Genomic DNA, 17,729 nt, shown 5'->3' with positions numbered 1-17,729 from the left:
AATGAAAACCACCTATCGTTCCGAGAAGCTCGAAGAGGCTTTCGCTGCACTTTCGGCCAACTACCGAGGGACCGACATCGACCTGTACGCGGTGTGCCGCGACAGGCGCGCGACGTCGCCGGTCGCGACCGGCGACTTCATGAACAGCATCGGCGTGCCCACGCATGCCGGTGCCAACCACGGCCACCCGACCTTCACCCTGTTCAAGTACAACGACGTCAAGAACGTGCTGCAGGACTCCGCCACCTTCAACAGCCGCTTCATGGCCAAGGGCTTCGGCAGCTTTTTCAGTGCCGACGGACTGGTCATCACGGCCATGGATGGCGAGGCGCACCGCAAGGCCCGCGGGCTGCTGCAGCCGGTGTTTGCACCCGATGCCGTGCTGCCCTGGCGCGCCGCGATAGAGCACCAGATCCGCGACGAGTTCATCCTGCCCCTGGTGCCCGACAAGCGCGCCGACCTGCTGGACTTCGGCCTGTACTTCCCGATCCGCGTCATCTACGGATTGATCGGCTTTCCCGACGAGGAACTGGGCAATTTCTACGAGTACGCGGCGATGGGCCTGACCGTGCTGGCTGGCCCGAAGATCGACCCGGCCGAGGAGGCCGCGTCCCGCGAGCGCGCGATGAAGGCCACCAACACCTTGTATGAGACCGTGATGGCGCTGGTCAAGCGCCGCCGCGCCGAAGGAGCTCCCGGAGACGACCTGGTGTGCCGCCTGCTGCGCGCCGAATTCGAGGGGCGCAAGCTCGACGACCACGAAATCACGACCTTCGCGCGTTCGATGGTGGCCGCCGGCGGCGAAACCACCACCCGGACCTTCAGCTCGATCATGACGCTGCTGCTGCAGCGTCCCGCCCTGGTCGAACGGGTCCGCAACGATCGCAGCCTGGTGTCCAAGCTGATCGACGAGGGGGTGCGCTTCGAGCCCGTGTCCACCGTCAAGGTGCGCCAGGCCGTTCGCGATGTCGAGATCCGGGGCGTGCAGATCCCCAGGGATGCGATGGTGCAGTGCGTGGTCGCCTCCGCCAACCGCGACGAAGAGATCTTCGATAACAGCGACACCTTCGACATCGACCGCCGCCAGAAGCCGTCCTTCACCTTCGGCTTCGGCCCGCACATGTGCATCGGCCAGTACCTGGCGAAGATGGAGCTTTCCATCGCCATCAACGCGGTGCTCGACCTGTTCCCCAACATCCGGCTCGATCCGGATCGCCCCGCGCCCGTGATCGCCGGCAGCATGCTGCGCGGCGCGTCCTCTGTGCCCGTGATCTGGGACTGAAGCCCCAGGCCGTCAAATCAGCCGCACGGTATTCCCCGCCGGACGTGCCCGCCGCGATGTGCGGCGCGGCCGGCGCGGCGCAGATTCCCGATCGTTCCAGGCGCGATCGGGGTTTCATCTTTTGTTTGCATATTCCTTTATCTGGAGTCCATCATGAAACTCGACGACCTCATTCTTGTCAGCGTTGACGACCACGCGATCGAGCCGCGCGGGGCTTTTGATCGCCACATGCCAGCCAAATTCAAGGGCCGCCAGCCCAAGGTGGTTCAAAGCAGGGGCCGTGACGTCTGGGTCTTCGAAGACCGCGCGACAGGCTACATGGGCCTGAACTCCGTGGTGGGGCGCCCCAAGGACGAATACGGCATGGAGCCTTTGGGCTACGAGCACATGCGCCGCGGGACGTGGGACATCAAGGCCCGGGTGGACGATATGAACGCCAATGGTGTGCTGGGCTCCATCTGCTTCCCGACCTTTCCCGGTTTCGCGGGGCAGCGCTTCCAGCAGTACAGGGATGCGCGGGAGGTTTCGTTCGCCGCCATCCAGGCCTACAACGACTGGCACCTGCACGACTGGTGCAATGCAGCGCCGGGGCGGTTCATTCCGCTGAGCCTGATTCCATGGTGGGATGGTGAACTGGCTGCCCAGGAGATCCGCCGCATGGCCAAGCTGGGGGTTCACGCGATCTCCCTCTCGGACAACCCCGCGCTGCATGGGTTCCCCTCGATCCACTCCGACCATTGGGATCCGGTGTGGAAGGCTTGCGCGGACAATGACGTGGTGATCTGCTGCCACATCGGCACCGGCGTCAAGGCCGAGCATGCCTCGGACCTCACGCCGATCGATGCCTGGATCACCTCGATGCCGATCTCGATCGCCAACTCGGCCGCCGACTGGATATGGGCCCCCATGTGGAAGAAGTACCCCAATCTGCGCATGGCCCTCTCCGAGGGCAGCATCGGATGGATTCCATACCTGCTGGAGCGTGCCGACTTCACCTACCGGCACCATCACGAGTGGACCATGACGGACTTCGGCGGCGGCAAGCCCAGCGACGTCTTCAGGCAGCACATCATCACCTGCTTCATCGAAGACGAGTTCGGCTTGCGCAATCTGGCCGACATCGGCGAAGACAAGGTGACCTGGGAGTGCGACTACCCGCACTCCGACTGCACCTGGCCGGGTTCGCCGGAGATCTTCCATGCGCAGACCCGGCACCTGACAGACGCGCAGATCGACAAGATCGGCCACCTCAACGCCATGCGCGAGTTCTCCTACGACCCGTTCTCCATCCTGGGACGCGAGAACTGCACCGTGGGAGCGCTGCGGGCGCAGGCCAAGCACGTGAGTGTCGAACCGATGCTGGGCATGGGGGGGGCCAAGCCGGTGCGGCAGACGGGCAAGCCGGTGACCTCGGGCGACATCAACAAGATGTTCGCTGATGCGGACGCAGAGACCGCGCTGTAGCCTTTGGGAGCATCAGATGAGCCATCTCTACGATCTGGGGGCTGCATGATGCGGGCGGCCGTGATTGCCGAGCGCGGACTGCCGCCGGTTCTGCAGGACTTTCCCGAACCACAGGCCCGCGAGGGCGCGACCTTGATCAAGGTCGATACCGCGGGGCTGGGAGGCTGGGATGTTCTGGGGGCCTACCGCCTGGGCGTGCAATTCCCGTGCGTGATTCGGGGCGAGGGGGTAGGCCACGCCCCGGACGGGCGCCGGGTCTATTTCGGCGAGCGCTCGGTGGCGCCCTTCGGGGCCTGGGCCGAACGCACCTTGGTACCTACCGAAGAGGTGTGGGACGTTCCCGACGATGTCGACGATGCGCTGGCCATCACCATGGGCATCGCGGGCACCGGCGCACTGCTGCCGCTGGAACAGGCCCGCATCCAGCCTGGCGAAACCGTGCTGATCTTGGGGGCCACGGGAACGCTCGGGCAGCTCGCCCTGCAGCTCGCGCGCATTCTGGGCGCTGGCCGTGTGGTGGGGGCGGCCCGCGATGCGGCCGCCCTGGAGCGCTTGCGCGCGCGGGGCCTGGCCGACGCGGTGGTGGCCCTGGGCGGCACCGACGATGCCGTGGCCCTGAAGGCCGTGGCGGGCGAGGGGTTCGACGTGGTTCTCGACGGCGTATGCGGTGCGCCCATGCTCGCGGCGCTGAAGGCCACGCGCTGGGGCGCGCGCATCCTCACCGTCGGCACGGGGGGCGGGCGCGAAGTGAAGCTCGATATCGCCGACCTGCTGTTCCGCACGCTCAGTTGCGTGGGTACGGGGCAGCGCTCGGCCAGCGATCGCGAGGCCACCTGGCGCCGGCTCCTGCGGATGGCGCACGAGCATCGCATCACCTTTGACCATGTCGGGTATCGCTTCGACCAGATGCCGGACGCCTGGGCAAGCCAGGTGGCGGGGCCACATGCCAAGATCACCGCTTCTCTCAAGGCCTGATCGGAATTCGGCACGAACCAGAAGGATGGCGCGGATGCCAGGCTGGGAGGGTATGCGCGAACCTAGTGTTAACCCTGGTTTTTGGCCGCATTTGGGCCACTGGAACGGGCTTTATATGTACAGACTTTGCTAGGTTGTTTATATTTCGTCCCCACAGCTGCCCAAACAGATGAAGGAGACGCGCATGCTAAGCCCCACCCCCCCCACGCTTTCCGATGGAACCAAGGTCGTTGATCTGGTCAATGTGAACACACGGGAGGTGCAGATGCGCGCGCTCTCGGACCCCGAGCTCTACGAGCTGGAGATGGAGCGGATCTTCGGCAAGATCTGGGTTTTCCTCGGCCATGAGTCCGAGATTCCCAACTCGGGGGACTTCGTCACTCGCGACATGGGTTCCGACTCGGTGCTGGTCACGCGCGATAAGTCGGGCGAGGTTCACGTGCTTCTCAACCTGTGCACGCACCGGGGCATGCGGGTTTCGACCCTGGATGCGGGCAACACGCAGATCCACACCTGCATCTACCATGGCTGGGCTTTCCGTCCGAACGGAGCCTTTCTCGGCGCGCCGGTCGAGAAGGAGACGATGCACGGCAAGATGATGAGCAAGGAGGAACTGGGGTTGAAGAAGGCCCGGGTCACCTTGTATGGCGGGCTGATCTTTGCAACCTGGAACATCGATGGCCCCTCGTTCGAGGAATTCCTTGGCGACGCCAAGTGGTACTACGACATCCTTTTCAAGCGCACCGACAAAGGCATGGAAGTGCTGGGGCCGCCGCAGCGCTTCACGGTGCGTGCCAACTGGAAGGCAGCAGGGGAGCAGTCTGCCGCCGACGGCTACCACACGCTGACCCTGCACCGCTGGCTTGGCGAGGTCGGCAACTATTCCAAGAAGGGCGAAGGGGAGGGCAGCGGTGGCGACCTGAGCCCAGAGATGTACGGGGTGGAAGTCAGTTCGCCGCACGGGCACGCGTTGCGATGCATCGACCTGGGGCGGAAGATTCGCCGCATGACCGGGCTCGATCCCGACGTGCTGAGCGTGGACGAAAAGCTCAATGCGCTCCCGCCAGCCGGCATGACGAAGGAGATGGTCGAGCAGCTCAAGCGCAACCTCACGCCCGAACAGCTGCATGTGCAGACCAGCATGCCGCCGCAGGTCGGCGGCATCTTCCCGAACGTGCTGTTTGGCTTCGTCTACATCCCACAGGCCGATGGCTCGGTGGTCGGCTCGATGACCATGCATGCCTACGTCCCGAAGGGGCCCGACAAGCTGGAGTTCGTGAACTGGATCTTTGCGGAAAAGGACGCCCCGCAGGAGTTGCGCGACAAGATGCTCAGGCAGACCATCCAGCTGTTTGGCACATCAGGCATGGTGGAGCAGGACGACTCCGACACCTGGCCGCACATGACCCTGGCCGCCAAGGGCGCGCAGGGCAAGAAGATGACCCTGAAGTACCAGGCTGTCTATGAAACCGGGGCGCCCAAAGGCTGGCCCGGCCCGGGCATCGTCAACGAAGGCTTCACCAAGGACGACACGCAGTGGCACTGGTGGTTGTACTGGCGCCAGCTCATGGGCGACGCGGTCTGATCCTTCCTTGCAACTCGATACCATCCAATCTCGGAGACTCCCATGAGTGAAGCCCAAGGCGCCCTGGTGCCTATCGGATCGCCGGTTTACAACCAGATCCTTCAATTTCTGTACGTCGAGGCGCGCCTGCTTGACGAAATCCGCCTCAAGGAATGGGGCGCCCTGCTCGCGCAAGACCTGATCTACTCCGCTCCCTTGAGGGAAACACGGCCGGTCAACCAGCAGGCGGCATCGGTGGTGCGCACCATGCAGCACTACCACGACGATTGGCGCTCCGTGATGGGGCGCATCGTGCGCCTTACCGGCACCAAGAGCGCCTGGGCGGAAGATCCACCATCGCGCACGCGCCGACTCGTGACCAACGTTCTGGTCGAAGAGACGGACAAGCCCCAGGAATACAGTGTGCGCAGCTATCTGCTAGTGACGCGCAGCCGGTTCAACTTCGATGAATACGACCTGATCAGCGCGGAACGCAGGGACATCCTGCGGGCTGATGGCGAGGGGTTCAAGCTGGCCAAGCGCGAGATCCTGCTGGACCAGGCCGTGCTGGGTACGCCGAATCTGGCCATCTTCCTTTGACCTCGCGCTTGCCTTCAAGCCTTGAACGCGAGCCATTCCTGGTCATCGCGGCATAGCTGGCCGGGCTGCCACGTGAAATTCCAGGTCGAGCCCACTTGGCGCAAAGCCAGAGGGGCTCTTCCAGGCTGCTGCGCATAGCAGGCCCCGGTCGTTCTGGCATGGCGCTGTGCATCGAGGGGACGATTCTTCCCCATGGAAATCACGGCACATCGCCGCAATACCAGTGCTGCTTCGGCCATGTCTTCGGTCAGGTGGGCAAACGCCCAGCGCGCCATGCCCTGGCGCAACCCGATGCCTTCGTAAGGGGGAGGCCCTACGATGTCCAGGTCCTGGATATCCCAGGCCAGCAGCCGGATGCCGTCGCGATCGAGGGTCGCGTATGTGCGTCCTTCGATTCTCAGTGGCACCTCGATGTCATAACGGCGTCGCGGCAGGGCCCGGGACGCGGCGGCCGCGGCCAGGCCGCTGAGTTCCAGCATGTGGGTGCATTGCTCGCTGGGATCGACTTGGCGCATCACGCCGTGGGCGCTTGTCGCAGGGGGAGTGCCGACCAGCTGTTGGAGTTGGCCAGCCGCCGAAGGACACAGGCTGTAAGGGTGGCGAGGAGCTTCGCCACGCACGAAGGCGATGAGCCCATCCCGGACGACGAGTTCGACCCGGAAATGATGGAAGTCATCCTCCAGCGCGGCCCGGCAGCGAAAGCCGGCTTCCACGGGATCGGTTGCGATCAGAATGCGGCGTCGGAATACAGGCATGGGAACTTTCTTTCGGGGCCTCTGCCGTCGGCTGGCAACGCGCGAAGCCTGATTTTTCCGGCTGACACGAAGTGTCTTAAAGTGTACGATAAAAAGAATTCTGTCTAATATAAGGAGATTCAATGGGCTTGCTAAAAGACAAGGTGGCGCTGATCACCGGAGCGGGCGGTGGTATCGGACGCGGCATTGCACGCTGCTATGCGCGAGAAGGCGCTGCGGTACTGATTGCCGAGCTCGATCCCGTGACCGGCGCCGAGGCCGAGGCCGAACTCCAGCAGATGGGCGCGCGCGCCCTGTTCGTGCCTACCAACGTGCTCCGCAAGGACAGCGTGGAAGCCGCCATTCAGGCCGCGGTGGATAGCTTTGGCGGGCTCGACATTCTCATCAACAATGCCTTCGTCCCATCTGAGAACGTGTTGCTGGAGGACAAGACGGATGCGATGCTGGAGCGTACGCTGACATCTACCGTCTGGGCGTCCTGGTGGGCCATGCGCGCTGCCTTGCCGCACATGCGTGCGCGTGGTGGTGGGCGCATCATCAATTTCACGTCGATCGACGTGGACATCGGAGCCTGGCAGCATGCCGACTACAACACGGGCAAATCCGGTGTCATCGGACTGACGCGCAGCGCGGCGGCCGAATGGGGCCGGTTCAACATCACTTGCAACGCCATTGCACCGACCGCCATGGGGGCGACATTCCATAAGCTGGCCGCCGAAATCCCCGGTTTCGCCGAGCGCTCGGCCGCCGCCCGGCCCATGGGTCGCTCGGGTGATCCGGAACTGGATATTGGGCCTGTGGCCGTCTTTCTGGGCTCGGAGATGGCGCGGTTCGTGACCGGAATCACCATGCACGTGGATGGCGGGCTGCATTTGCCAGGCTACAACTCGCGCCCGGCCCATGTGCCGGTGCGCGAATACTGATGCACCGGAGACTGGCTTCAGCGCTTGGTGACCTGAATGCCGCTGGTTTCCTGGTCCCAGGTGGCCGGTGTGCAACCTTGGTCGCGCAGTTCATACTTCAGAACCCGCCCCTGGGGGTTCTTGGGAAGGCTGTCGCGGAATTCGATGTAACGCGGCAGGGCGTAGTAGGGGACGGCGTCGATGGCCCACCTGAAAAGATCCTCGGGCGCCAGCGCCATGCCGGGGCGCAGCATGGCGGTCACCTTGACGTCGTCTTCCCCCTTGTCGGACGAGACGGCGTGAACGGCGACTTCGGCCAGGGCCGGGTGGCGGGCGAAGGCGGCTTCCATCTCGAAGCTGGAGATGTTTTCGCCGCGTCTGCGCAGGTAGTCTTTCTTGCGATCAACGAAATAGAAAAAGCCTTGCTCGTCGAACTTGCCAATATCCCCGGTGTGCAGCCAGAGGTTGCGCATGATCTTCAGCGTGTCTTCCGGCCTGCGCCAGTAGCCCATGAACATGATGTCCGGGCGCAGCGGCCGCACCACGATTTCGCCAGAAGTCCCGGTCGGCACTTCCCGGTCGAGGTCGTCCACGATGCGCACGTCGAAATCGGGAATACGCTTTCCAGACGAACCGGGGGCGGCATATTCGCCACCGGCCAGCGAAGTGATCACTGCCGCTTCGGTGAGGCCATAGCCGTTGCCGCCCACCTGTTTCGCGCCGAAGCGTTCGCGCCAGATGGATTTGACTTCCTCCGTGAACGGATTGCCCCGCACTGTATGGATTTGCCCCTTGCAGCGCCGCCCGGCCTCGGTATCCGGCGCGTTGGCCAGCATCGCCCCCATGCTGCCCAAGATGGAGGCGATGGTGGCACCGCTGCGCTCCACTTCGGGCCAGAAGTTCGACACCGAAAAACGCGGAACGAAAGCGACGCGGGCGCCGACCAGAATCGATGCCAGCACGCCCACGCACATGGCGTTCATGTGGAACAGCGGCAGGGGCGTGATCGTGACGTCGTTTTCGTTGGCCGGCCCAGCGCGCAGTTGCAGACGCGCCAGATTGCACATGTAGTTGTAGCTGATCATGCAGCCCTTGGACGGTCCGGTCGTGCCCGAGGTGTAGATGAGGCAGGCCAGTTCCCAGGGCTGGGGTTTGCGCTCGAACGCGCTGTCATCGCTGCCGCGGTGTTCGTCGAGCGAGGCCAGGGGCAGGGTGCCGCACTGCCTGTCGCCGGGCGTGCCCCGGGTCAGGACCTGCTGCACGTCCGGCAACCCGTCCGAAACCGCCGCGATGCGTTCGGCATACGCGGCCTCGCAGACCACGAGCGCCGCGCCGGCATCGGCAATCTGGTGGCGCAGGAATTCACCCTTGAGCGCGGTATTGATGGGTACGCTGACGGCGCAGAGCTTATTGATGGCGAACCAGCACAGCACGGCATCGATGTTGTTGTCGAGCATCGTCACGACCGTCTGGCCGGGTTGCACGCCCAGCGCCGCGAACGCATGGGCCAAACGGGTCGACTGGCGATCCACTTCGCCGTAGGTATGGAGTTCACCCGAGAAGTCGAGCAACACCCGGTCGGAATGTTTGGCTACCGCGCGTTCGAGCGCCGCAATGACCGTATCTTGTTGACCGAGGGACCACGTGTCGGGATTGCCGATTCCTGCCATGCAAAACGCTCCAAGCCACACCCAAGGATGCAAAAAATTCTAGATAAAGATGAGAATTCTATATTTAGATTTTTCACCGCGCGTGCTGGTAAACCCTTGGCCGCATCGCCAAGCGCCGAATCTCTCACTGAACCTCAGAAAGCATGGAAATGACCCTCAAGAGTACGAACAAGCAAGCCGCAGTCGCATCGAAAGCGGTTGGCAAGCCCCGTCGCAGGGTGGTGGATCGTGGCGTTGCGGCGCCTGTTGTGCAGAAATCTGCGGCGGCTGTCGCCATGGTGGAGAAGAAGAGCCCGGTGGCCGCAGAGACAGGGCCGGTTGGCGTACGCCGTGGGCGCAGCAACCGGCGTTCCGAGCAAACGATTGCGAACATCCTGATGGTCACCGAGAACATCGTGCTGAAATCTGGCGCCGAGCGGATCTCGATACTCGATGTCTGCCGCGAGGCGGGTATTTCCCGCGGCACGTTCTATCGCTATTTCGCGTCTCAGGATGAACTGCTGGATGCGTTTGCCCGTCACAAACGCGAGCAGTTCCATGTCACCTTGGCAGAGGCCGTCCAACCCTACCAGGACCCCGACGAGCGCTTCGACGCGTTGATTCGCTACCTGGACCACTACCTGGAGCATGGCCGCGCGCGCCGGTTGCTGGTCGCCGCACCGGAATACGCCCTTGGTTTCTTTCGCCGCATCTTCCACGACTCGGTGGTCCGGTTCCAGGACGTTCTCGGCTCTGTTTTCGATGCCTGGGAGGTTCGTTTTGGCGTCAAGGTGGATCGGGAACTGGTATGCGAACTCCTGATCCGCTATGTGTTGAGCGAGCAACTGGTGCCGGGGGATGCTGATCGCAAGACGTTGCCCCGGCGCATTGGCCGAATGGTGGAGGCCCTGGCCACAGGTGCGCCCCCCCGCGCCAGGCGGTGAATTGTCTCCTGCGGCAGTGGCATGCACCCGTCACCCTATTGCAGGGCGGTAGCGATGCGTGCGAACAATTGCCTCATTGGCATCTCGGGGGAGTGGCTGAAAAGGGGGTCGTGGTGCGCGGAAAAGGCTTTGTAGACAGCTGACCAGTCGGTGCTGGTCAGATGCCGGCGTGCAGCCGGGAAAATGACGGTCTCCTCCAGGGACATGTGCTCCCAGACCGCGCCGCTGAGGCGCTGGACGGCGGCGGTGACTGCTTCCGCGGCGTCTGCATCTCCATGCCCGTGACGGGCGAGGGCGGTGAACAAGGCATCGATCAAGGTATTTTCCAGCACATGCTGCCGTTCCAGTTCGTCCAGCATTGCGTTGTGTTCGCTCGTGCGCTGCCGGAGCAGGCGGAAGATGAAGGCCTCTTCCTTGGGGTGGTGCAGCCTCGCCGGAAACTGGCGCAGGTAGTCGGCCATTTGCCGCATCAGCGCCACGTCGGGAATCGTGCCATCGATACGCCCTGCGCGATCCAATTGCTGCAGACCGGTGAGTACCGCAGCGATGGAACGATGTTCTCCCGCCACGATGGCGAGCGCGCGGTTCGCGTCGGCCTGCTCGTCATTCGACTCGATGCTGGCCACATGCACGGGAAGGTTGGCGATTTGCAGCAGCTGGCGGGTCACGCTGCTGTGCAGCCAACCCCGCAAGCCAGGCACGCGGCCGTGGGAACTCACGAAGAGCAGATCGCAGGCGTGCCGTTGCGCCGCTTCGAGAATGGCCTGGGCCGGATGGTCGCTGACGAGCGCATCCGTCGAGCATTCGACGCCGCCGATCCTCGCGGCCGTGGCCGCCTTGAGCAGCACCGCATGTCGGGGCATGTCGCTTTCGGCGGTGAAGGCTTGGCGGTCGAGCGAATGCAGCATGGAGCCTTCGCCGGTGGCGGCCAGATCGGGGGCCGCGTGGAAAAAGGTGATCCGGGCCCCCAGTGCCCGCGCAAAGCTGACCGAATGGGTGACGGTTGCCATTCCCAGCGGGGTGTCGTCCAGGGCGACGAGTAGGTGTTTGTACATAAAGAGCTCCATGCAAGACAGTCTTCAGGGTGCCTGTAGCGGCTGTGTCGTCGCCTCAGTGTTTGCGATAACTTGAACAAAATCTCTGTTTTTGATTAATATCGCATTGACGCAGTGTAAACGCATGCCGGATTTCTGGCGGCTGTCACTGCTTCAGTAGCACGCGAACGACATCTGCACCGGCCCTTGGGGCCGTGCCCGAACCTGAAAGAATCACCATGCTGATCGACCTCCACGCCCATGCCCCGCTACCGGGGTACTACAACCAGCATCCGTTTTGGGGGCCGTTCTTTGAGCGGCACCCGGATGGCGACGTCAAGCTTCGCGTTGGCCATTGGGTGCTGCGCCTGGGCTCGCCCGAACGCAAGGCAGCGGTTCGTGCCGGGAAGGGACCGAGCGTCGAGGAATACATGGCCCGTTGGGCGGATCCGAAGAACCGCCTCAATGGCATGGATGCCGCAGGGCAGAATGCGCAGGTGCTGTCGGTGCCTTCGCACTGCTACATGTACTGGGCCGACCCCGAGTTCTCGGTGCGCTTCGCCACCAAGGTCAACGATATCCTTGCCGACTACTGCTCGGCCGCGCCGGATCGCCTGATGTTCTGGGCCCATGCGCCGCTGAATGCGCCGCACGACGCAGCCAAGGAAATCCGCCGCGCCTGCACCGAACTCGGCGCGAAGGGCCTGGTGGCTGGCGGCGCGAACTTCGGCGGGTTGGAGGCGGATTCGCCGCAGCTCGACGTCGTCTGGAAAACGATGTGCGACCTCGATCTGCCGATCTTCATCCACGGCTACAACCAATCGGTCACCTGGGGCATGCAGGCCGACCATGACCAGTACGAAACCACGGCCATCGTCGGCATGAACTACGACGAGACGCGATTCTTCTGGTACCTTATCAATGGCGGCGTTCTGGATCGCTTCCCCAATCTCAAGGTCTACATCACCCATGGCGGCGGGTACATCCCGTACCAGCTCGGCCGTCTGGCCCAGACCAACCGCAATCTCGACGTGGCGTTCAACAAGAAGCCGGTCGAGGAGTATCTGAAGAACTTCTGGTTCGACGTCGAATTGCACGAGGTGCCGATGCGCCAGGCACTGGTTGACATCATTGGTGCCGATCGCGTTCTGTATGGCAGCAACTTCGGCGGCAGCGATGCCGTTCGCCACGACCTGACCGATGGCCTGCGCCTGTCGGACGACGATCTGCAGAAGATTCGCTGGAAGAATGCGTGCGAGCTGCTGCACCTGGATCCTGCCAAGCTGGGCAAGCCCGCCGTCCAACCTGCTGCCAGAGTCGCCGCATGAAGCTCGCACGCTGCACCGATGGCGGTGCCCCGTTCTGGGCGCTGGTCGATACCGAACGCGACGAACTGCGCCCGATCGAGGGCGGGGTCTCCGATTGGGGCCCGGCTATCACGCGCGGCGAGGGGGAGGCTGCGCTGCGCTTCCGTGGCGCCGTGCGCGCGCTCGACTCGGTGCGGCTTCTGCCACCCATCGAGAAGACCAACCGGGTGGTGGTCGCTGGGGCCAACTACGCCAAGCACCTCGCGGCCGACTTCGGCATCAAGAGCCACAGCCAGCCTATCGCCTTCCTGAAGGCCCATGGCGCGCTCATCGGGGCGAACGACGCATTGCGCTACCCGCCCCTGACGCAGGAGCTGGATCACGAGGTGGAACTGGTGGCCGTGATCGGCGACACGGTCAACCGCGATGACCCCATCTCCAGCGTGCTGGGATACACCGTGGGCAACGACGTGAGCTCGCGCGATCTGCAGCGCAGCGGACCGCCCGGTGTCGGAATGGATCTATTTGCGGCCAAGAGCGGTGACCAGACCACGGGCCTCGGCCCGTGGATCGTGACGCGCGATGAGTTTGCGCGCGAGGGAAAGCTGTCGCTGCGCCTGCTGCTGCGCGTGAATGGGGAAATTCGCCAGGACGGCGACACGGCTGAGATGACCTGGGATGTCGCGGAACTGGTGAAGTTCGTGGACGAGCGCTCGCGTTTCGAGAGCGGCGATGTCATGTTCACCGGCTCGCCGGCCGGCACGGGGCAGGGTTCCGGCAAGTTTCTCAAGCCCGGTGACGTGGTCGAGGCCGAGATTCCCGGCATCGGTCTGTTGCGCAACATCGTCACGACAGCCCAATAAGCAATCAGGGAGACAGTACATGAGCATTACGCAAAACAAGGTGGTCGTCGCCGGTGGCGGCCTGATGGGAACCGGCATCGCCCATGCCTTCGCCAGCTCCGGCTTCGTCACCGTGCTGGTGGACAGCAACGAGGCTGCGGCCGCCAAGGCACTCTCCGCCGTGGCCAAGATCCTGGACGACGGGGTTCGCCTCGGCAAGCTCGATGCGGCGGTGGCCGAGGCGGCGAAATCCAGGCTCACGACGCAAGCCGATCTCGCTGCCGCATCCGCGGGGGCCGCACTGCTGGTCGAGACCGTCACCGAGAACATCGCGGTGAAGAAGCAGGTGGTGGCCACGGCCGCCGCCCACATGCTGCCCGACGCCATCATCGCCACGAACACCTCCGCGCTGAGCGTGACCGAGATCGCCACGGCCGTGCCCCAGCCTGAACGGGTGGTGGGCATGCACTTCTTCAATCCGGTGCACAAGATGAAGCTGGTCGAGCTGGTGCGCGGCATCGCCACCAGCGACGAGACCGTGGCCAGAACCCGCGAATACAGCGACGCGCTGGGCAAGACGTCGATCATCGTCAACGAGTCCCCGGGCCTGACCACCAGCCGGATGTCGGCCATGCTGGGCAACGAAGCGATGTGGATGCTGCAGGAAGGCGTGGCCACTGCCGAGGACATCGACACGGCGCTGCGCATGGGCTTCAACCATCCGATGGGGCCCCTCGAACTCGGAGACCTGACCGGATGGGATACCCGGCTGTCGGTGCTTCGTTACCTGCACTCGACGCTGGGCGACAAGTTCCGTCCCTGCCCTCTGATCATCAAGATGGTGGCCTCCGGCCGCCATGGGCGCAAGACCGGCGCGGGCGTGTACCAGTACGACGAAAAAGGCCAGCGCATTCCTGGCTCCGGCCTGAAAGCGAGCGTTCTGTGAGCCGCCCGGATGTGGTGATCGTCGGGGCGGTTCGCACGCCCGTCGGAAAATTCAAAGGCAGCCTGGCGCCCGTGCGCGCCGATCACCTGGGTGCCGTCGTCCTGGACGAGCTCATTACCCGTTCGGGGCTTGAGCCGGAATTGGTGGACGATGTCATCTTCGGCTGCGTCACCCAGGTCGGTGAGCAGTCGGCCAATATCGCGCGCACTTCACTGCTGGGGGCCGGCTGGCCCTGCACGATTCCTGGCCTGACGATCGACCGCAAATGCGGTTCGGGTGAAGAGGCCGTGCACGTGGCTGCGGGCCTGATTGCGTTCGGGTCGGCCGAGGTGGTCGTGGCCGGCGGTGCCGAGAACATGAGCCGGGTGCCCATGGGCAGCAACCGCAGCATCCATGGGGAGGCCTTTGGCTGGATGGTCGCCGAGCGCTACGAAATGACGAGCCAGGGTGAAGCGGCCGAGCGCTTGTGCGACCAGTGGGAGCTGGGCCGGGAAGACCTCGATGCGTTCGCCGCGGAAAGCCATCGGCGCGCTTGCGCGGCTGCCTCTGCCGGCCATTTCGAGAAAGAAATCGTGCCGGTGCCCGTGATGCAGGTGCGCGAGAAGGGCGCAGAGGGCGAGGCGCACTTGTTCTCCGCAGACGAAACGATCCGTCCCGGTACGGCCGTCGAGAAGCTGGCGACCCTCAAAACCAGCTTCCGCGCGGACGGTCGCCTGACTGCCGGGAACTCTTCGCAGATCTCGGATGGGGCGGCGGGTTTGCTGCTGATGTCTTCGGTCAAGGCCCGATCGCTGGGCCTCAAGCCCCGCGCGCGCATTCTCGGCATGACCACGGTGGGCTCCGATCCCACGCTGATGCTGACCGGGCCGGTCGCGGCCACCCGCAAAGTGCTGGCGCAGGCGGGGCTCACACTGGACGACATCGACCTCTTCGAGATCAACGAGGCGTTTGCCTCGGTTCCCCTGGTCTGGATGAAAGAGCTGGGCGTGTCTTCCGAGCGTTTGAACGTCAACGGCGGCGCCATCGCGCTGGGGCACCCCTTGGGGGCGAGCGGAGCGCGCATCATGACGTCGATGCTGCACGAGCTGGAGCGTCGGGGCGGACGTTATGCGCTGCAGGCGATCTGCTGCGCCGGCGGCATGGGGACCGCCACCCTCATCGAGCGGCTGTGACCGTGGCGCGCCTGCCGCTGGTGCCGCTGGCCGATTTTCCGGCGCAACTGCGCGAGGCCGTGCGGCGGGGCGTCGAGACACGCATGCTCAGTTCCACCGTGCCGGTGCAGGTCTGGGCCCACCGGCCGCAGGCCGCGCTGGCATGGCTGGCGCTGCTGGACCAGTTCCACAGCCACGGCGTGCTGGACGGGCGGCTGCGGGAACTGGTGCGGCTGCGCATCGCCAGCATCACGCAGTGCCAAGCCTGCCAGCTGGCGCGCAAGAGCGACCGCGTGGACGCGCAAGACCTGGAAGCCCTCAATTGCCAGCAGATCGGCAGCGCCCACTTTTCGCCCGCCGAGCGGGCCGCGCTGGCGTATGCCGAGCTGTTCGCAGCCGATGCGCATGCCATTGGAGAAGGGCATTTCACAGCGTTGGCCGAGCACTTTTCGACCGCCGAGAGCGTTGAACTGCAGATGTTCTGCGCTTTGATGCTGGCGGGCGGCCGCATGACTTTGGTTCAACAAGCCTACCAGGAGGTATCACCGTGAGCACATCGATCTTCGACATTCCCCTTCAGGCCCTGAACGGCTCCGATACGAGCCTTGCCCCCTTCAAGGGACAGGTGATGCTGGTTGTCAACGTGGCTTCCCAATGCGGGCTGACCCCGCAGTACGCCGGCCTGCAGTCCCTGTACGACCGCTTTCGCGACCGTGGCCTGCACGTGCTGGGATTTCCCTGCAACGATTTTGCGGGCCAGGAGCCGGGAAGCGAGGACGAGATCCGCGACTTCTGCGACACCAACTACCGCGTGAGCTTTCCGCTTTTCACCAAATTGCGGATCAACAGTGAGCCCAGACACCCGCTCTATGCCACCCTGATCGCTGCGCAGCCTCATGCCGTCGCGTCCGGCGATCCACGGCTGCGCGACACCTTGTCCAAGCATCAACTGCTGCCCAAGGCAGATACCGATGTGATGTGGAACTTCGAGAAATTCCTGATTGGCCGTGATGGGGCCGTGGTGGCCCGTTTCGCTCCCGACGTGGCACCCGATGATGCAAGGCTGATCGCGGCCATCGAGGATGCCCTCGGTTGATTCCATGGCGCGCAGCGGGCGTTTCAGTTTCGGATGGACGCTGCTGACGCTGGTCGCCGCGCAGGTCGGATTGCATGGCTGCCTCAACGGCATGCGCATGACCGTCCCCTTGTTGGCGGTGAGCGAATCGCGGGGCCCTGCCGTGATCGGGTTGTTGATGGCGCTGTTTGCCGCCTTCCCCTTTGTGCTCGCCATTCCTGCCGGGCGCCTGGTGGATCGTCGGGGGTACCACCTGGGAACGCGCATTGGTGCCTTGCTGGCGCTGGCGGGGGCCGCTCTTGCCGCTTCGGCGTCCCATGTCTGGGCTCTGGGAGGCGCCGCGGCCCTGGTGGGGGCGGGCTCTGCGGTGGGCATGATTTCACTGCAGCGCACGGCAGGCCGGCTGGCCCGGGGCGAGGCGGAACGCCTGCGGATCTTCAGCTGGGTGGCACTCGCGCCGTCCATCGCGACTTTCATCGGCCCGGTCCTGGCGGGCATGCTGATCGACCATGTGAGCTATCGCGCGGCTTTCGTCGGACTGGCTCTGCTGCCTCTGGGGACGCTGCTCGCCACCACCCGAGTCCCTGCCGAGGCGCCTCGGGCGCCCGCGAAACGGACCGATACTCCCCCGAAGGCTTGGGACCTGCTGGGCGACCGCGATCTTCGGCGACTGTTCTTCATCAATTGGCTGATTGCCGCCTGCTGGGATGCACACGCTTTTGCGTTGCCGATCCTGGGTCACGAGCGGGGCTTGAGCGCATCGGCCATCGGCACGGTGCTGGCCAGCTACGCCGTCACCTCAGCGGCCGTGCGGCTGGCGATCCCCTTTTTGGCGGAGCGTCTCCAGCCCCGGTGGGTGATGACCGGTGCGCTGACCTTGACGGCATCGGTTTTCCTGCTCTATCCCTGGTTGGACAGCACGTGGGCCATGGCGGCTTGCGCCGGCACCATAGGCCTGGGACTGGGGGCCATCCAGCCCGCTGTCATGTCCAGCCTGCACACCTTTGCACCGCCGGAGCGCCAAGGCGAGGCCCTTGGCCTGCGGTCCACCGTCATCCATTTCTCCACCTTGGTGATGCCCTTGGGTTTTGGCGCCGCCGGCGCCGCGCTGGGTGTTGCCCCGGTGTTCTGGATGACCGGTGCGGCGCTCTCCGCGGGTGCCTGGGCTGCTTTTGGGTTGCCGACCCAGGCCAGGCACGACTGATAAAGAACGATGACGCGGTTTTGCACGGGCGTCGA

General features: G+C 64.3%; 17 protein-coding genes. 14 read left to right on the top strand and 3 right to left on the bottom strand.

Features of this window, described 5'->3' with window-relative positions; genetic code table 11:
* The first annotated feature begins 1 nt into the window (after window position 1).
* The 5 genes from EV674_RS14140 to EV674_RS14120 all read left to right on the top strand — a co-directional run bounded on the left by EV674_RS14140 (window position 2) and on the right by EV674_RS14120 (window position 5,885).
* Window positions 2-1,282 carry a cytochrome P450 gene (locus EV674_RS14140; protein ID WP_060987181.1) on the top strand — a complete coding sequence of 427 codons (1,281 nt, stop codon included), beginning with the start codon at window positions 2-4 and terminating at the stop codon, window positions 1,280-1,282.
* A gap of 153 nt (window positions 1,283-1,435) precedes the next feature.
* Complete coding sequence (locus EV674_RS14135) at window positions 1,436-2,746, top strand: amidohydrolase family protein (protein ID WP_060987180.1); 1,311 nt, start codon at window positions 1,436-1,438, stop codon at window positions 2,744-2,746.
* A 60-nt stretch (window positions 2,747-2,806) separates the two neighbouring features.
* Complete coding sequence (locus EV674_RS14130) at window positions 2,807-3,721, top strand: quinone oxidoreductase family protein (RefSeq protein ID WP_242421852.1); 915 nt, start codon at window positions 2,807-2,809, stop codon at window positions 3,719-3,721.
* A gap of 184 nt (window positions 3,722-3,905) precedes the next feature.
* Window positions 3,906-5,306 (top strand): aromatic ring-hydroxylating dioxygenase subunit alpha, encoded by a 1,401-nt coding sequence (locus tag EV674_RS14125; RefSeq protein WP_063460928.1) that lies wholly within the window; start codon window positions 3,906-3,908, stop codon window positions 5,304-5,306.
* 42 nt (window positions 5,307-5,348) lie between these two features.
* On the top strand, window positions 5,349-5,885 hold the full coding sequence (locus EV674_RS14120) for a 3-phenylpropionate/cinnamic acid dioxygenase subunit beta (protein WP_063460663.1): 537 nt from the start codon (window positions 5,349-5,351) through the stop codon (window positions 5,883-5,885).
* Window positions 5,886-5,899: 14 nt separating this feature from the next.
* Here the strand turns inward: EV674_RS14120 and EV674_RS14115 are convergent, their stop codons facing one another.
* Window positions 5,900-6,640 carry a DUF2889 domain-containing protein gene (locus EV674_RS14115; RefSeq protein WP_063460662.1) on the bottom strand — a complete coding sequence of 247 codons (741 nt, stop codon included), beginning with the start codon at window positions 6,638-6,640 and terminating at the stop codon, window positions 5,900-5,902.
* Window positions 6,641-6,762: 122 nt separating this feature from the next.
* On the opposite strand from EV674_RS14115, the gene EV674_RS14110 reads away from it, so the two are divergent.
* The gene (locus EV674_RS14110; RefSeq protein WP_119014333.1) at window positions 6,763-7,563 is read left to right on the top strand and encodes an SDR family NAD(P)-dependent oxidoreductase; all 801 of its coding nucleotides are present in this window, start codon (window positions 6,763-6,765) and stop codon (window positions 7,561-7,563) included.
* 17 nt (window positions 7,564-7,580) lie between these two features.
* Here EV674_RS14110 and EV674_RS14105 read toward each other — a convergent pair whose 3' ends face one another.
* Complete coding sequence (locus tag EV674_RS14105; RefSeq protein ID WP_119014334.1) at window positions 7,581-9,212, bottom strand: ATP-dependent acyl-CoA ligase; 1,632 nt, start codon at window positions 9,210-9,212, stop codon at window positions 7,581-7,583.
* Between the two features lie 143 nt (window positions 9,213-9,355).
* Between EV674_RS14105 and EV674_RS14100 the strand changes: the two genes are divergently transcribed.
* Complete coding sequence (locus EV674_RS14100) at window positions 9,356-10,135, top strand: TetR/AcrR family transcriptional regulator (protein WP_206613253.1); 780 nt, start codon at window positions 9,356-9,358, stop codon at window positions 10,133-10,135.
* Window positions 10,136-10,170: 35 nt separating this feature from the next.
* Here the strand turns inward: EV674_RS14100 and EV674_RS14095 are convergent, their stop codons facing one another.
* Window positions 10,171-11,190 carry a universal stress protein gene (locus EV674_RS14095; RefSeq protein ID WP_165887105.1) on the bottom strand — a complete coding sequence of 340 codons (1,020 nt, stop codon included), beginning with the start codon at window positions 11,188-11,190 and terminating at the stop codon, window positions 10,171-10,173.
* Between the two features lie 218 nt (window positions 11,191-11,408).
* Here EV674_RS14095 and EV674_RS14090 point away from each other — a divergent pair, with 218 nt between their 5' ends.
* The 7 genes from EV674_RS14090 to EV674_RS14060 are packed head-to-tail and all read left to right on the top strand — an operon-like array spanning window position 11,409 to window position 17,694.
* Window positions 11,409-12,497, top strand: coding sequence for an amidohydrolase family protein (locus EV674_RS14090; RefSeq protein ID WP_119014728.1), 1,089 nt, complete (start codon window positions 11,409-11,411; stop codon window positions 12,495-12,497).
* Window positions 12,494-13,339 carry a fumarylacetoacetate hydrolase family protein gene (locus tag EV674_RS14085; RefSeq protein ID WP_060987171.1) on the top strand — a complete coding sequence of 282 codons (846 nt, stop codon included), beginning with the start codon at window positions 12,494-12,496 and terminating at the stop codon, window positions 13,337-13,339. The genes EV674_RS14090 and EV674_RS14085 overlap by 4 nt, the downstream gene beginning before the upstream one ends.
* 19 nt (window positions 13,340-13,358) lie before the next feature.
* Window positions 13,359-14,264 (top strand): 3-hydroxyacyl-CoA dehydrogenase, encoded by a 906-nt coding sequence (locus tag EV674_RS14080; protein ID WP_119014729.1) that lies wholly within the window; start codon window positions 13,359-13,361, stop codon window positions 14,262-14,264.
* The gene (locus tag EV674_RS14075) at window positions 14,261-15,436 is read left to right on the top strand and encodes a thiolase family protein (protein ID WP_119014730.1); all 1,176 of its coding nucleotides are present in this window, start codon (window positions 14,261-14,263) and stop codon (window positions 15,434-15,436) included. Before EV674_RS14080 ends, EV674_RS14075 begins: the two co-directional genes overlap by 4 nt.
* Window positions 15,433-15,966, top strand: coding sequence for a carboxymuconolactone decarboxylase family protein (locus tag EV674_RS14070; protein WP_241525035.1), 534 nt, complete (start codon window positions 15,433-15,435; stop codon window positions 15,964-15,966). Before EV674_RS14075 ends, EV674_RS14070 begins: the two co-directional genes overlap by 4 nt.
* Window positions 15,963-16,511 carry a glutathione peroxidase gene (locus tag EV674_RS14065; protein WP_119014731.1) on the top strand — a complete coding sequence of 183 codons (549 nt, stop codon included), beginning with the start codon at window positions 15,963-15,965 and terminating at the stop codon, window positions 16,509-16,511. Before EV674_RS14070 ends, EV674_RS14065 begins: the two co-directional genes overlap by 4 nt.
* The gene (locus EV674_RS14060; protein ID WP_241525036.1) at window positions 16,498-17,694 is read left to right on the top strand and encodes an MFS transporter; all 1,197 of its coding nucleotides are present in this window, start codon (window positions 16,498-16,500) and stop codon (window positions 17,692-17,694) included. The genes EV674_RS14065 and EV674_RS14060 overlap by 14 nt, the downstream gene beginning before the upstream one ends.
* Window positions 17,695-17,729: the final 35 nt, after the last annotated feature.

Source organism: Simplicispira metamorpha, from assembly GCF_004341365.1.
Taxonomy (GTDB): domain Bacteria; phylum Pseudomonadota; class Gammaproteobacteria; order Burkholderiales; family Burkholderiaceae_C; genus Simplicispira; species Simplicispira metamorpha.
This window is presented reverse-complemented; position numbering and strand designations above follow the sequence as displayed.

What these genes read in the sequence shown, in the direction of transcription:
- EV674_RS14140 (WP_060987181.1), top strand. Translation starts at nt 2, where the DNA reads ATGAAAACCACCTATCGTTCCGAGAAGCTCGAAGAGGCTTTCGCTGCA.
- EV674_RS14135 (WP_060987180.1), top strand. Translation starts at nt 1,436, where the DNA reads ATGAAACTCGACGACCTCATTCTTGTCAGCGTTGACGACCACGCGATC.
- EV674_RS14125 (WP_063460928.1), top strand. Translation starts at nt 3,906, where the DNA reads ATGCTAAGCCCCACCCCCCCCACGCTTTCCGATGGAACCAAGGTCGTT.
- EV674_RS14120 (WP_063460663.1), top strand. Translation starts at nt 5,349, where the DNA reads ATGAGTGAAGCCCAAGGCGCCCTGGTGCCTATCGGATCGCCGGTTTAC.
- EV674_RS14115 (WP_063460662.1), bottom strand. Translation starts at nt 6,640, where the DNA reads ATGCCTGTATTCCGACGCCGCATTCTGATCGCAACCGATCCCGTGGAA.
- EV674_RS14110 (WP_119014333.1), top strand. Translation starts at nt 6,763, where the DNA reads ATGGGCTTGCTAAAAGACAAGGTGGCGCTGATCACCGGAGCGGGCGGT.
- EV674_RS14105 (WP_119014334.1), bottom strand. Translation starts at nt 9,212, where the DNA reads ATGGCAGGAATCGGCAATCCCGACACGTGGTCCCTCGGTCAACAAGAT.
- EV674_RS14100 (WP_206613253.1), top strand. Translation starts at nt 9,356, where the DNA reads ATGGAAATGACCCTCAAGAGTACGAACAAGCAAGCCGCAGTCGCATCG.
- EV674_RS14095 (WP_165887105.1), bottom strand. Translation starts at nt 11,190, where the DNA reads ATGTACAAACACCTACTCGTCGCCCTGGACGACACCCCGCTGGGAATG.
- EV674_RS14090 (WP_119014728.1), top strand. Translation starts at nt 11,409, where the DNA reads ATGCTGATCGACCTCCACGCCCATGCCCCGCTACCGGGGTACTACAAC.
- EV674_RS14085 (WP_060987171.1), top strand. Translation starts at nt 12,494, where the DNA reads ATGAAGCTCGCACGCTGCACCGATGGCGGTGCCCCGTTCTGGGCGCTG.
- EV674_RS14080 (WP_119014729.1), top strand. Translation starts at nt 13,359, where the DNA reads ATGAGCATTACGCAAAACAAGGTGGTCGTCGCCGGTGGCGGCCTGATG.
- EV674_RS14060 (WP_241525036.1), top strand. Translation starts at nt 16,498, where the DNA reads ATGCCCTCGGTTGATTCCATGGCGCGCAGCGGGCGTTTCAGTTTCGGA.